Source organism: Pseudomonas sp. RIT357 (genome assembly GCF_000632245.1).
In the GTDB taxonomy this organism is placed as follows: domain Bacteria; phylum Pseudomonadota; class Gammaproteobacteria; order Pseudomonadales; family Pseudomonadaceae; genus Aquipseudomonas; species Aquipseudomonas sivasensis.
In genome coordinates this window covers 435,724-449,537 of record NZ_JFYX01000012.1, presented here as the reverse complement: position 1 = coordinate 449,537, position 13,814 = coordinate 435,724, and the positions used below count along the sequence as shown (strand labels likewise).

Sequence of the window (13,814 nt, the reverse complement as noted above, 5' to 3'; positions counted from 1 at the left end):
ACCTTCGGGTCTCTTTTTTTATTTGCGAACCCGGTCAATGTGGGAGGGGGCTTGCCCCCGATAGCAGTGCATCAGCCTGAATATCTTTGACTGTCACACCGCCATCGGGGGCAAGCCCCCTCCCACATTTGCCCGGGTCAGGCTCAAGATGTGTGACAATGCCCACCACTTTGAGCCAACACCAGAATCAACATGACCGCCCCCACTACGCCCAAACCTCCGCGCAAGAAGCCTAAAACCGCTGCCACGGCCAAACCCGTCGCGCCGCGCAAAGAGGCCACCCTGCACCCGCGCAACCGCCACACAGGCCGTTACGACTTCCCGGCGCTGATCAAGACCACGCCGGAACTGGCGAAATTCGTGATCCTCAACCCCTACGGTAAGGAAAGCATCGACTTCGCCAGCCCTGACGCCGTGCGGGTATTCAACCGGGCGTTGCTCAAGTCGTTCTATGGCATCCAGCATTGGGATATCCCGCAGGATTACCTATGCCCGCCGGTGCCGGGGCGTGCGGACTATGTGCACTTCCTCGCCGACCTGCTGGCCAGCGTCAACGACGGCAAGATTCCCCGTGGTTCCATCGTCAAGGTGTTGGACATCGGCATGGGCGCCAACTGCGTCTATCCGCTGATTGGCTACATGGAGTACCGCTGGAACTTCCTTGGCTCGGAAGTCGACCCTATCGCCGTAGCCGCTGCCAAGGCCATCGTGCAGTCCAACGACCTGAGCAAGGTCATTCAACTGCGCCAGCAAAATAACCCCAAGCACATCCTGTTGGGCCTGCTGGAACCTGGCGAGCGCTTTGACCTGACCATGTGCAACCCGCCCTTCCATGCGTCCATGGACGAAGCCACCAAGGGCAGCGAACGCAAGTGGCGCGCGCTGGGCAAGGCTGATCCCAAGCGCAAATTGCCGGTGCTGAACTTCGGTGGCCAGTCGGCCGAGTTGTGGTGTGAAGGCGGTGAAGCGCGGTTCGTGACGCAGTTGATCGCTGAAAGCGCGAATTTTGCCCATAAGGTGCTGTGGTTCAGCACCCTGGTATCAAAAGCGTCGAACTTGCCCGTCATTGAGACAGCCCTGAAAAAAGCCGGCGTGCTGGAAAGTCAGGTGGTGGAGATGTCCCAGGGTCAGAAGCAAAGCCGTTTCGTGGCATGGACTTTCCAGACCAAGAACGAGCAGCAGATCTGGCGCCAACGCTGGGTTCGCGATTAATAAATCGCAGGCAACAAAAAACCGTGCCCGGATTGCTCCGGAGCACGGTTTTTTTTTGCTGCGTCTTACTTGTTAACAGCGTCGGTCAGGCCTTTGGCCACAACCAGCTTGATAACTTTCTTGGCAGCGATTTCGATGGCAGCGCCAGTCGAAGGGTTACGGCCAGTACGGGCTGGACGCTCGGTCACTTTCAGTTTGCCAACGCCTGGCAGAGTGATTTCGCCGCCGTTTTCCAGCTGATCAGCAACAACTTGGCTCAGTTGGTCCAGCAGAGCGCGCACGGTAGTTTTCGGTGCGTCTACTGCTTCAGCCAGGTCAGCGATCAGTTGGTCTTTAGTAATAGCCATTGTGGTGTTCCTTCCCTATCAAATTCATATGGATTGCAGAGTGCAGTGTCAGCCGTCGAGCCCGACCGTCTAGGCCTGGCACCCCAGGCTTATAACCTCGGAGAACGGGGTTATAGATGCTTGAAACGGGGATTGGTTCGACCTGACAGATGCTGAATGCACGCTTAACGCCGAGACTTGGCGTAAGACGGGGCAAAACTAGCACAGAGACGGGGAAATATCCGCCTCTACCTACCCATTTGGTCAGCTTTATCGCTCTAAACCGTCAAAAAAAGGAATATACCCGGTCGGACCCCACCCAAAACGCCCTTCGAAGCGCGTCTTGACCAATGGGTGCGGTACACTGGGCGACTTTTCGGGGAGGCCAACCGCTCCCCTTCAACCAGCCGAGAAGCCTATGCCGATCCGTCATTGCATCGTCCACCTGATCGACAAAAAACCCGACGGCACGCCCGCAGTTCTCCACGCACGCGACTCGGAGCTCTCCGAATCCGCCGCCATCGAGAATATGCTTGCCGACCTCAACGAGAGCTACAACGCCAAACAAGGCAAGGCCTGGGGTTTCTTCCATGCCGAGTCCGGCGCGCACCCGTTCAGTGGCTGGTTGAAGGAATATTTCGAGGGTGGCCAGGATTTCACCACCTTCAGCCGCACCGCCGTTGAGCATCTGCAGAAGCTGATGGAGGAATCCAACCTCTCCACCGGCGGCCACGTACTGTTCGCCCACTACCAGCAAGGCATGACCGATTACCTGGCCATCGCCCTGCTGCACCACAGCGAAGGCGTAGCGGTAACCGACGAGCTGGACGTGACTCCGTCGCGCCACCTGGACTTGGGCCAACTGCACCTGGCCGCACGGATCAACGTGTCGGAGTGGCAGAACAACAAGCAGTCCAAGCAGTACATCTCGTTTATCAAAGGCAAGAATGGCAAGAAAGTCTCGGAGTACTTCCGCGACTTTATCGGCTGCCAGGAAGGCGTCGACGGTCCGGGCGAGACCCGCACCCTGCTCAAGGCCTTCAGCGACTTCGTGGAAAGCGAAGACCTGCCGGACGAGTCCGCCCGCGAGAAAACCAAAACCCTGGTGGACTACGCCAGCAGCCAGGCCAAGCTCGGCGAGCCGATGGGCCTGGAAGAACTGTCGGGCTTGATCGATGAAGATCGACCAAAGGCGTTCTACGACCATATCCGCAACAAGGACTACGGCCTCTCGCCGGAAATCCCCGCCGATAAGCGCACCCTTAACCAGTTCCGCCGCTTCACCGGGCGCGCCGAAGGGCTGTCGATCAGTTTTGAAGCGCACCTGCTGGGCGACAAGATTGAGTACGACGAAGCCGCTGGCACCCTGATCATCAAGGGCCTGCCGACCCAACTGACTGACCAGCTCAAGCGCCGTAACTGATGCTCGGCGGGGTTCTCAAGAAAGTCCTGTTGGTGTTGCTGGTGGTGGTGGTTATCCAGAACTGGGGCAAGATCGAGCGGCTATTCAACCCGTCGCAGGTGGTTTCAGAGCAGGTCCGCACTTCGGCGCGGGTGGTGCTCTATGCCACCGAGTGGTGTGGCTACTGCAAGCAGATCCGGCGCTTCCTGGATCAGAAAGGCATTCCGTACCAGGCCTTCGACATCGAGAAGGACGCCCCTGCGCGCAAGGCGTATGAGGCGTTGGGCGGTGGCGGGATTCCGTTTGTGGATGTGAATGGGACGCTGATTCGCGATTACAACCCTGAGGCGATCATGGCGGCGTTGAAATAATCAGCGCACCACGATCACCCGTCCCAGCAGGCTGTGCTGTTCAAACCCCAGCACTGCCTGCAACGCGTTCAGCACGGCCTGCGGGTCTTTGCTCGGGAAGCTGCCACTGACCCGCTTGGCGCCCATATCTTCGTTGAGCAGCAGGATGCGGCCAGGGTAGTAACGCCCCAAATCCTTCACCACATCGGCGAGCGGTGCCTTGTAGTAGTTGAGCCAGCCGTCGCGCCAGGCCAGGCGCGATTCGCTGTCGACCGCGTGCAGGGGATCGGCAATGCCATCGGCGTAAACCACTTGCTGACCTGCCGTCAAAACCTGCTGCTGGCCCTGCTCCGACGGCGTCACGCCGACCCGCCCCGACAACACCGTCACTTGAGCGCCCGCTGGTTGCAGGCGCACTTCGAATTGTGTGCCGAGCACCCGCGCTTCACCGCTGCCCGCCCCCACCACAAAGGACTCGCCGGTGTGGGTCACGCTGAAAAAACCGGCGCCGCGACGCAGCTGGATATGCCGCTCGCCATGGCTGAAATCCACGGCAATCGCGCTGTCGGCATCCAGGGTGACTTGAGATTGATCCGCCAGGGTGACGGTTTTTATTTCTCCTGGCGCCGTCACGTAATCGGCGCCGAAATCATCGACCCAACGCGATGGCTGCCAACCTACGCCCATGGACACCATCAACAGCAGGCAGGCAGCCATGGCCAGGGCGCCGGACCAGCGTACGACACGTGAACGCTTCGCGGTGTTCATCGTATTGAGGTAGCCCTGCAATGCCAGGGCTTCTTCTTCCGCCAGGGCGCGTGCAGGTACTTCGCTCAGCTCCCAGAGCACCTGGGCCTGGGCGTAGGCCTCGACGTGTGCCGGGTTGGCGCGCAGCCAGTGGCTGAACGTCGCCTGGTCGCCGCTGCTGGGTTGGTCGTGCAACAGACTCAGCCAGGCCAGTGCGGCGTGTTCCTGCTCGGGCGTGGGGGTGACGTTCACGGTGCTTTCCCTGGCGTGCGTGGAGGCGATGGGTCGCGAAGGCTGGCCTTGCAAGCTTCGAGGGCACGCATCATATGTTTTTCCACGGCACTTTGGGACAGGCCCATGGCCTTGGCGATTTCCGCGTATTTGCGGCCATGGATGCGGTTGAGCAGGAAAATCTGCCGAGTGCGCTCGGGCAGGCTGCGCAAGGCGGCTTCGACATGGCGCAGGTCGTTACCCGCTTCCAGTGCGGCCTGGGGTTCAGAGCCCTGGTTGTCCTGCTGCTCGGGCAACCAACCTTCGCTGCTGCGCACCCGCGCGCCTTCGCTGCGCAGGTGGTCGATGGCGATATTGCCGGCGCAGCGCAGCAGGTAGGTGCTGAGCTCTTCGACCTGCACCAACGGCCGGCGCCAGAAGCGTAGAAACAGATCCTGCACCAGGTCGGCCGCCGTGGCGCGGCAGCCTACACGTCGACTCACCAAGGCTTCCATCTGCGAACGCTGGGACAGAAAAACCTGCAGAAAATGCGCACGCCCACCCGCCGCATCAGCTTGCGAGCTGTCCTGGGATTCGGGTGGGGTGCTGATCATCATGGCTTGGGCTCAGAGGGTGGCGAAGGCCGCAACGGGGCTGGCCATCAGGCCGACGCCCGCGAGGATCAAGGCCAGCCTTGGCCGATACGGCAACAGCAACACCAGCAGCAGCGCGCTGAGCATCAATACAGCGCACCACTCCACCAATCCCAGGCCCCAGCCAGCCACGCTCACGGCGGGCCAGATCGCGACGGCAAGCAGCAACCCGCCAGCCACACGCAAACCCAGGCGTCGACGAGGCGATGGCTTGCTGTGCAGCAGTTCGCCGTGATGGCGATCGGTGGACAGGCACAGAGCAGTAAACCCGGCATAGCACATCAGCAGCGCGAGGAGCATTCAATTGGCCTCTTGCTTGAGGTTAAGCGGACGCGCCCGTTCAGCCTTGGGCTGCGGTGCCGTGCGGTGGTGCATCTTCCACGCCGCCCAAGCGAGAAACACGCCGCTGCCCAGACAGGTCAGATCAAAGCCGGCCATCGCCCAGTCACCACGGGCCAGGGACACGCCCAAAGGGTGATCGGTGGTGATTGCGTTGAGCAGTGGCACCGCGGCAAACAACAACGCACCGACGCTCAATTGCTCGACCCAACCCTGGCGCCCACGACGCACAATGGCGTGCAACAGGCTCAGGCCCCAGGCGATAAAGAAGGTCTGCACTTCCCAATCGGAGCGTTCGGCGAGGCTCACCGGCAGCAGGCGGTTGGCCCAGAAGAACGCTGCAATGGCGATCAGCAAACCGGACATGCTGGCGATATTCAGCACTTCCACCAGTCGCAGCTCAAACGGCATCACAGCGGTTTTGGCATGTTTGAGTTGGCGCTTGCCAAGCCAGATCACGAGCCCGGTGCCGATCATCGCAGTGCCTGCCAGGCCGCAGATGAAGTACAACCAGCGCAGCACCGGCCCAGCGAAATGACCCATGTGCAGGCCGTAGAAACTGCCGCCGACCATGGCGGTCAACGATTGCCCGTCGCTGGCCCGCAACAGTTCGCCGGTGTGCCCGTTAAACGACACAATGCTGTCGAATTCATGCACCACGCTGTCGGAACTTGCGCGGAACACATTGACCGACGCGTTGACATCACCGGGGTTATTCACCCCGATCCGCCCTACGTGGCCACCCTCCCATTGCGCCCGCGCTTGCTCGTACATCGGCAGCAGCGGCACCAATTTGCCCGGCTGCCCCGACGCCGGCGCGTTGTTGGTCGCGGGGAATATCTCGTTGAAAAATGCGCGGGTATCGTTGCCATAGGAGGCCATGATCGGCGCCGGCATCACCATGCTCATAAAGATCACCAGGCTGCTGTACGTGATCATCAGGTGAAACGGCAGCACGAGCACACCCACCGCGTTATGCCCGTCGAGCCAGGAGCGCTGGCCTTTACGGGGGCGGAAGGTGAAGAAGTCCTTGAATATTTTCTTGTGGGTGATGATGCCGGTGATCAGCGCCACGAACATCACCATCGCAGCGAGGGTGGACAGCCAGCGGCCCCAGGGGTGCGGCATTTGCAGTTGGAAGTGGAAACGGTAGAAGAAATCCCCGCCCATGCTTTCGCGGGCCTCTACGGCTTGGCCGCTGACGGGGTCGAGGGTTTTGCGCATGAAATTGCCGCGGCGGCCGGGGTCGAGCTTGTCTTGCCACATGACCGACAGGCCGGGGTCGCGGCTATCCGGCAGGGCGATAAACCAGCGTGCCGCTGTGGGTGCCACCTGTTGCAGGTAGGTTTGCGCGACGCTGAGGCTGCGCGCATTGTCCAACGGATGAGCCTGGACCTCGGGCTGCATCCAGTGGCTGATCTCATCCTTGAAGTAAGACAGCGTGCCCGTCAGGAAAATCGCAAACAGCAGCCAGCCGAAGATCAAGCCCGCCCAGGTATGCAGCCAGGCCATGGCCTGGCGAAATCCCTCTTTCATGTGCGCACCATCCACAAGCCAACACCCGCCAAAGCGGCAAAGACTGCGCTCGGCAGCATCACGCCAAACCAGGCGCGCCAAGCCGTACGGCAGGCGAAGCACCAGAGTACGGCCAGCAAATAGAACACAAATGAACTCATCATCCCGGTGATCACGGCGTCGGCGCGAGAGGTTGGCATCCACAATGCCAGGCAGATGGCGGCGAGGGAGGCCATGAGGTAGCCACCGACCACGGCCGCCAGCACGCGGGAGGTGACAGCCAAGCGGTAGAGCGCGGGAAGCGAAGTTTTGCTTTTCATGCGGGAGGCGCCAGGTTCATCAGCGCGCAATATTAATGATAAATATTCTCATAAGCAAAAGAGAACGGATGAAACACCTGCTCTGCCGGATTGCCGAACCGTGTCTCGGGCCATACAATGCGAACAATTCTTGTTCTCTAAAGCATGCCGATATTTGCGGAGTGTTTGCGTTGAGCCCGTCCAACCCCGTCGAAGTTCTGTACAACGACCATCACCACTGGCTCACCGGCTGGTTGCGACGCAAGCTCGGCTGCCCGGAAAGTGCTGCCGACCTGGCGCAGGACACCTTCGTCCGCGTACTCACTGCAAGGGAAACGCCCACGCTGGTCGAGCCGCGCGCGTTTCTCACCACCGTCGCCAAGCGCGTGCTGTTCAACTTCTATCGCCGCCAGGACCTCGAACGCGCCTATCTTGACGCCCTCGCACAAATGCCCGAACACGTGGCGCCGTCGGAAGAAGAACGCGCAATCATCCTGCAAACCCTGGTCGAGCTGGATCAACTGCTCGCCGGCTTGCCCACACAGGTCAAGCGCGCGTTCCTGCTGGCCCAACTCGATGGCCTGACCTACGCGCAGATCAGCGCTGAACTGGGCATTTCCATTGCCACCGTCAAACGCCACCTGAATAAAGCCGCCATGCGCTGCTACTTTGCCCTATGAACGTCTCGACCCAAGTCGCCGAACAGGCCGTGCGCTGGCTGATGGAAATGCAGCAAGGCGCGCTCAACCCACGCCAACAGGCCGCCTGGCAACACTGGCTGAATGCCCACAGCGAGCACCAGCGCGCCTGGGACCATATCCAGCGCGTTAACCAGCGCCTGCGCGGCATGCCCTCGCCCCTGGCTCACGCCGCGTTGAATGCGCCGACGTCTACCAGCCGGCGGCAGGCGCTGAAGTTGCTGTTGATCCTCGGCGCTGGCTCGGCAGCCGCCTGGAGCCTGCGCCAGCAGCATATTCTGCCGCCCCTGACCGCCGACTACCGCAGCCCGGTGGGCCAACGCCGCAAGGTGCAATTGGCCGACGGCAGCCAGTTGCAGCTCAATACCGGCAGTGCCGTAGATGTACATTTTGATGGCCAGCAACGGCTGATCCGACTGCTCGAAGGCGAGATAATGCTGAACGGCATCGCGGGCAACACGCCATTGCGCGTCCTTACCGGCCAGGGCCTGCTCAGCAGCCAAGCGGCGCGCCTGAACGTACGTCAGTTCAACGACCACACCCAGCTGGCGGTGCTCGACGGCCAAGTCGAGGTGATGCCGAACACCTACAGCGGACTGCCGCTGACAGTCGAAGCGGCGCGCCAAGTCAATTTCACCCGCAAAGGCTGGGACACCCCGCGCCCCACCGACGCCAACAGCGGCGCCTGGGCCGACGGCATGCTGGTGGCTGCACACATGCGCCTGGAAGATTTCCTCGGCGAACTGGGCCGCTATCGTCGCGGCCAGGTCAATTGCGATCCGCAGGTTGCCAATTTATTGATCTCCGGCAGCTACCCGCTGGACGACAGCGAACGCATTCTCAACCTGTTGGAAGTCAGCCTGCCGGTGAAAGTGCGGCGCTTTACCCGCTATTGGGTGACAGTGCAGGCGCGCGCCTGAAATTATTTTCTGTACCTGTGAGCCGTTTTCCACACCTCGCGTGACAGAGAAGGAAAGCCACCTTGATCCTTCCTTCTCAGGACCGCTCTTCATGCCCCAGCAGCCGACCCTAATCGCCCGCACCTTGCGCCAACTGTTACTGGGCGCCAGCCTCAGTTTCGCAGTATTGCCCCCGGTGATGGCCGCCGACGCCAAGCCTTATCACATTGCCCCGACCTCGCTGGAAGCGGCCCTCAATCAGTTTGGTCGCGAAGCCGGCGTATTGATTTCCTTCGGTTCCGAAATCACGGCGGGCATGCAGAGCCGTGGTTTGTCCGGCAGCTACAGCACCACCGAAGGCCTGCAAAAACTGCTGGAAGGCACAGGCCTGGAAGCCCGCCCTGAAGGTGACAACGCCTTCAGCCTGCAACCGGTAAACGCACCCGCTGCGGTAGAGCTGGCGACTTCCAGCGTGGTCGGCGACTGGCTCGGCGATGCGGCACAAACCAATGTGTTCGAACACCCCGGCGCCCGCGATGTGATCCGCCGCGAAGAGTTCGAACGCCAAGGCGCCACCCAAGCCAAGGACGTGCTCAACCGCATCCCCGGCGTCAACGCTCCGGACAACAACGGCACCGGCAGCCACGACATGGCGCTGAACTTTGGCATTCGCGGACTCAACCCGCGCCTGGCGTCGCGCTCCACCGTGCTGATGGACGGCATCCCGGTGCCCTTCGCGCCGTATGGCCAGCCGCAACTGTCCTTCGCACCTATCAGCATGGGCAACATGGACGCGGTGGACGTGGTACGCGGCGGCGGCGCCGTGCGTTACGGCCCGCAGAACGTCGGCGGCGTGGTCAACTTTGTGACCCGCGCGATCCCGGATGCGCCCACGGTCAAAGGCGGCTTGCAGACTGAAACCAGCCCGTCATCCAGCCATGACGGTTTCAAGACCACCGGCAACCTGCTGGCCGGCGGCACGGCCGACAATGGCCTTGGCGGCGCGATTCTGTATTCCGGCACCCGGGGTGGCGACTGGCGCGAAAACAGCAACACGCGCATCGACGATTTGATCCTCAAGGGCAAATACCAGCTCGACGACGCCAATAGCTTCAACGCCATGGCGCAGTACTACGAAGGCCAGGCCGATATGCCCGGCGGTTTGAACGTGGCGAACTACAAGGCCGATCCGTACCAGTCCACCCGCCCCTACGACAAATTCTGGGGCCGCCGCACGATGTTCAACGTCGGCTACCGCTACGAACAGGATCGTCGCGAATTCACCGTCAACAGTTTCTTCACCAAGACCCTGCGCAGCGGTTATCTGGACCAGGGCACGTTCCTGTCGCTGTCACCGCGTGAGTATTGGGTGCGCGGCGTGGAAACCCGCTTCGCCCAGGGCTTTGACCTCGGCCCGACCAGCCATGAAGTGGGCGTCGGCTACCGCTACATCAACGAAGCCGGCCACGAGTTGCGCTACCGCACGCCGATTTCAGCCAACAACCAGCAAATCCCAACGACTGACAGCCGCAACGACCGCGACACCCGTGGCGGCACAGAAGCCAATGCGTTCTTCGTCGATGACCGGATTGATATCGGCAAGTGGACCATCACCCCGGGCATTCGCTACGAGATGATCGAGTCCCAGCAGAGCAACAACCTGACCAACGTCAAATACAAAGGCGACTACAACACCGCGCTGCCGGCGCTGAACGTGCTCTATCACCTGACCGACGACTGGAACCTGTATGCCAACACCGAAGGTTCATTCGGCAGCGTGCAGTACAGCCAGATGCCCAACCGTGTCACCAGCGGTGAAGTCAAACCGGAAAAAGCCCGCACCTGGGAACTGGGTACCCGCTATGACAACGGCACCTTGCGCGCGGAGATCGGTGCGTTCCTGATCAACTTCGATAACCAGTATGAAAGCAACCAGACCAACGACTCGGTAATCGCCCGGGGTGAGACACGCCATCAGGGTATCGAAACCAGCGTCAACTACGCCCTCGATGGTTTGAGCCCGGCGTTGGCCGGTTTTGATGTGTACGCCACCTACGCCTACGTCGACGCCACCATCCGCGAAGACGGCCCGAACAAAGGCAACCGCGTGCCCTTCTCGTCCAAGCACAAAGGCACCCTCGGCGTGGGTTACACCGAAGGGCGCTGGAAACTCAATGTGGACAGCAGCTACCAGAGCAGCCAGTTCGCCGATAACGCCAACACCGAGGCCGAGACCGCCGACGGTGCCAACGGACGCATCCCCGGCTACATGCTGTTCAGCAGCCGCGCGGCCTATGATTTCGGCCCGCAACTGTCGGATTTGAACGTGGCGGTCGGCGTGAAGAACATCTTCAACAAGCAATACTTCACGCGCTCGTTTGACGATAACAACAAGGGCAAATACGTCGGTGAGCCACGCACGGTGTACGTGCAGACCTCCATCGCGTTCTAACTGCCCAAGCAACACACCACCTGTGGCGAGCGGGCTTGCCCCGCGTTGGACTGCGTAGCAGGCCCGGCCTTTTCAAACAAAGAGCTGGGGTCGCTTCGCAACCTAACGCGGGGCAAGCCCACTCGCCACAACAAACCCGTTTGCCTTAATAGAATGCTCGCCCTGACCCGCCGGTTCTAACTGCCCGCCAGGCAACTGGGGGTGGCTTCGACCAATGCATCGATTGCACACCGTGTCTTGGCCGGCATATGCGTGGCAGTGGGCCAGATCACATGGATGGGCGCAGGTTGCTCGCGATAGCCGGGCAATACCGCGACCAACTTCCCACGCAGCACATAGTGCGCAATCAACCAACTCGGCAACCAGGCCAGGCCGACGCCCGCGATGGCGGCATCGGCCACAGCCTGGAGGTCGTCCATCATTAACGGTGAGGCCACGCGATTGCGGTGCGGGGTGCTGCTGCGGTAGGCGATGCCGCGATGGCCGGCAAGGTCTTCGATGCATTCAATCGGCCCAACGCGCTGCAAGTACGCCGGTGACGCTGACAGTCCCACGGCCTGCTCGCCCAGCCGACGCGCACTGAGGCGGTCGGTGTCGGGGAGCGGGCCGATCCGCACGGCGACGTCGAAGCCTTCCTGTGCCAGGTCCACCAGCCGATCGGCGAAGCTGATCTCGATTTCCAGTTCCGGATAACGCGCCATCAATCCCCACAATGCCGGGGCCGCGTAGTGGTGCCCGAAGGCCAGCGGCAAGCTGGCCCGCAAGCGGCCGCGTGGCTGTTGCCGGCCACTTTCCAGCACCGATTCGGCAGCCTCGAGTTCCGCCAACGCCCGCAGGCAATGTTCGTAGTACGCCTGGCCGTCCTCGGTCAAACGCTGGCGGCGGGTGGAGCGCTGCAGCAGGCACGTGCCCAAGCGTGCCTCCAATCGCGCCAGGCCCTTGCCAACCGCCGAGCGTGTGAGATTCAGGCGTTCGGCGGCCTCGGTCAGGTTGCCGCTTTCGACGATTTGCAGAAACAGCTCAACGCCATCAAAACGCGGTGTGGCCATGGCTCTATTGTCGCCCTTGATTCCCCTATTAGCAGAAAACTTATCACGAATAACGAACCCTATTCCCCTGAAAATATCCCGATACCCATCCACAGGAGAATCCCATGCCACCCGTCGCCACGTTAACCGCCACCAGCCGCCCGCGCACCGCCAGGAATGGGCTGGCCCTCACTGCCGTGTGCCTCGTCGCGCTGATGTTCGGCCTGGAGATTTCCAGCGTCCCGGTGATCCTGCCGACGCTCGAGCGAGAGTTGGGCACGGGCTTCCAGGACGCCCAATGGATCATGAACGCCTACACCTTGGCCTGTACCAGCGTGCTGATGGCGGCGGGCACATTGGCGGATCGCTTTGGCCGTCGCCGCATGCTGGTGTTGTGCCTGTGGGTGTTTGGCCTGGCCTCGCTGGCCTGTGGGCTGGCCGAGGAGGCTTCGCTGCTGATCACGGCGCGGTTTGTTCAGGGCATCGGTGCAGGAGCGATGATGATTTGCCAGTTCGCCATCCTGTCGCACCTGTTCAGCGAACCGGTAGCACGGGCACGGGCCTTTGCAATATGGGGCGTGATTGCTGGCGTGGGCCTGGGCTTCGGACCGATGATCGGCGCATTGATCCTGGCGGTGGCGGATTGGCGTTGGGTGTTCCTCGTGCACGTGCCGCTCACCCTGTTCACCCTGGTGCTGCTGCACATCAGCGTGCAGGAGTCCCGCGACCCGGCCGCCCGTCGCCTGGACATCGCCGGTATGCTCACCTTGACCGTGTCGGTGTTTGCCCTGGTGTACTTCATCACCCAAGGCACCGAGCACGGCTTCGGCGCACCGGCCATGCTCGGTTGGGCGGCGTTGTCGGTGCTCGGCTTGCTGCTGTTCATCGCGGTCGAGCTTCGCAGTGCACACCCAATGTTCGACTTCTCGGTGTTCCGCATCCAGCGTTTCAACGGCGCGTTGATGGGCTCTATCGGCATGAACTTCAGCTTCTGGCCGTTCATGATCTACCTGCCGTTGTACTTCCAGGCGGGCCTGGGTTACGACACCCTGACCACCGGCGCAGCCCTACTCGCCTACACCTTGCCGACCTTGCTGGTGCCGCCGCTGGCCGAGCGCCTGGCTCTGCGCTATGGCGCCGAACGCATTATCCCCTTGGGCCTGGGCCTGATGGGCGCGGGCTTTCTGGCCATGGCCGCCGTCAACGGCGCCGAGCACCCACGTATTGAGCTGGTGCTGCTCAGTTGCGTGATCGCCGGCGTAGGCCTGGCGCTGACCAACTCGCCCACCACCAACACCACCACCGGCTCGGTGTCGGCGGATCGCGCAGGCATGGCCTCAGGCATCGACCTCAGTGCGCGGCTGATCACCCTGGCGCTCAACATTGCCCTCATGGGGTTGGTGCTGTTGCTGGGGATCAGCCATCACCTGGCCGAGGTGCTGCCCGCTGCCACGGCAATGGATTGGCCGGTTATCAGTCAAAACATTGCCGCAGGAAAACTCGAGTCGATGGGGCTGACAGTCAACGACGCTCAGGCAGCACTGCGCCACGGCGCCGGTTGGGCGATGCTGTTTGCCGGGTTGGGTGCGGGCGGGCTGGCGGTGCTGAGCCGGTATTTTTTCCGACGCAGGCGCTAAACGAAAACGGGCCTGCAGATGCAGGCCCGTTTGAGGGGGTCAAAAGA

General features: G+C 61.7%; 14 protein-coding genes. 7 read left to right on the top strand and 7 right to left on the bottom strand.

Annotated elements, in window-relative coordinates; translation table 11 throughout:
• Nucleotides 1–192: 192 nt before the first annotated feature.
• Entirely contained in the window at nucleotides 193–1,212 is a 1,020-nt protein-coding gene (gene rlmF, locus BW43_RS16000; protein ID WP_032886431.1) for a 23S rRNA (adenine(1618)-N(6))-methyltransferase RlmF, read from the top strand.
• A gap of 65 nt (nucleotides 1,213–1,277) precedes the next feature.
• On the opposite strand, the gene BW43_RS16005 is transcribed toward rlmF, so the two are convergent.
• Nucleotides 1,278–1,559, bottom strand: a complete 282-nt coding sequence (locus BW43_RS16005) for an HU family DNA-binding protein (RefSeq protein ID WP_003188840.1) — start codon at nucleotides 1,557–1,559, stop codon at nucleotides 1,278–1,280.
• Between the two features lie 397 nt (nucleotides 1,560–1,956).
• On the opposite strand from BW43_RS16005, the gene yejK reads away from it, so the two are divergent.
• Together yejK and BW43_RS16015 are read left to right on the top strand one after the other, a co-directional pair.
• Nucleotides 1,957–2,961: a nucleoid-associated protein YejK gene (gene yejK / locus BW43_RS16010; protein ID WP_032886429.1), complete on the top strand. Its 1,005-nt coding sequence runs from the start codon at nucleotides 1,957–1,959 to the stop codon at nucleotides 2,959–2,961.
• Entirely contained in the window at nucleotides 2,961–3,311 is a 351-nt protein-coding gene (locus tag BW43_RS16015; protein ID WP_032886428.1) for a glutaredoxin family protein, read from the top strand. Before yejK ends, BW43_RS16015 begins: the two co-directional genes overlap by 1 nt.
• Here BW43_RS16015 and BW43_RS16020 read toward each other — a convergent pair whose 3' ends face one another.
• From BW43_RS16020 to BW43_RS16040, 5 genes are read right to left on the bottom strand one after another with little or no spacing between them, the layout of a single operon-like run.
• Nucleotides 3,312–4,289 (bottom strand): FecR family protein, encoded by a 978-nt coding sequence (locus BW43_RS16020; RefSeq protein WP_032886426.1) that lies wholly within the window; start codon nucleotides 4,287–4,289, stop codon nucleotides 3,312–3,314.
• Nucleotides 4,286–4,864 carry an RNA polymerase sigma factor gene (locus BW43_RS16025; protein ID WP_032886425.1) on the bottom strand — a complete coding sequence of 193 codons (579 nt, stop codon included), beginning with the start codon at nucleotides 4,862–4,864 and terminating at the stop codon, nucleotides 4,286–4,288. The genes BW43_RS16020 and BW43_RS16025 overlap by 4 nt, the downstream gene beginning before the upstream one ends.
• Before the next feature lie 9 nt (nucleotides 4,865–4,873).
• Nucleotides 4,874–5,200 carry a DUF3325 domain-containing protein gene (locus tag BW43_RS16030; protein ID WP_032886424.1) on the bottom strand — a complete coding sequence of 109 codons (327 nt, stop codon included), beginning with the start codon at nucleotides 5,198–5,200 and terminating at the stop codon, nucleotides 4,874–4,876.
• On the bottom strand, nucleotides 5,201–6,775 hold the full coding sequence (locus BW43_RS16035) for a PepSY domain-containing protein (RefSeq protein WP_032886422.1): 1,575 nt from the start codon (nucleotides 6,773–6,775) through the stop codon (nucleotides 5,201–5,203).
• A complete protein-coding gene (locus tag BW43_RS16040) occupies nucleotides 6,772–7,074 on the bottom strand; it encodes a DUF3649 domain-containing protein (protein ID WP_032886421.1) in 303 nt (100 codons plus the stop codon). Before BW43_RS16040 ends, BW43_RS16035 begins: the two co-directional genes overlap by 4 nt.
• Before the next feature lie 170 nt (nucleotides 7,075–7,244).
• On the opposite strand from BW43_RS16040, the gene BW43_RS16045 reads away from it, so the two are divergent.
• The 3 genes from BW43_RS16045 to fecA all read left to right on the top strand — a co-directional run bounded on the left by BW43_RS16045 (nucleotide 7,245) and on the right by fecA (nucleotide 11,102).
• Nucleotides 7,245–7,733, top strand: a complete 489-nt coding sequence (locus tag BW43_RS16045; RefSeq protein ID WP_032886418.1) for a sigma-70 family RNA polymerase sigma factor — start codon at nucleotides 7,245–7,247, stop codon at nucleotides 7,731–7,733.
• The gene (locus BW43_RS16050; RefSeq protein ID WP_032886417.1) at nucleotides 7,730–8,671 is read left to right on the top strand and encodes a FecR domain-containing protein; all 942 of its coding nucleotides are present in this window, start codon (nucleotides 7,730–7,732) and stop codon (nucleotides 8,669–8,671) included. The genes BW43_RS16045 and BW43_RS16050 overlap by 4 nt, the downstream gene beginning before the upstream one ends.
• Before the next feature lie 91 nt (nucleotides 8,672–8,762).
• Nucleotides 8,763–11,102, top strand: a complete 2,340-nt coding sequence (gene fecA, locus BW43_RS16055; RefSeq protein ID WP_032886416.1) for a TonB-dependent Fe(3+) dicitrate receptor FecA — start codon at nucleotides 8,763–8,765, stop codon at nucleotides 11,100–11,102.
• Between the two features lie 176 nt (nucleotides 11,103–11,278).
• Here the strand turns inward: fecA and BW43_RS16060 are convergent, their stop codons facing one another.
• Complete coding sequence (locus tag BW43_RS16060) at nucleotides 11,279–12,151, bottom strand: LysR family transcriptional regulator (protein WP_032886415.1); 873 nt, start codon at nucleotides 12,149–12,151, stop codon at nucleotides 11,279–11,281.
• Between the two features lie 104 nt (nucleotides 12,152–12,255).
• Between BW43_RS16060 and BW43_RS16065 the strand changes: the two genes are divergently transcribed.
• On the top strand, nucleotides 12,256–13,767 hold the full coding sequence (locus BW43_RS16065) for an MFS transporter (protein ID WP_032886413.1): 1,512 nt from the start codon (nucleotides 12,256–12,258) through the stop codon (nucleotides 13,765–13,767).
• Nucleotides 13,768–13,814: the final 47 nt, after the last annotated feature.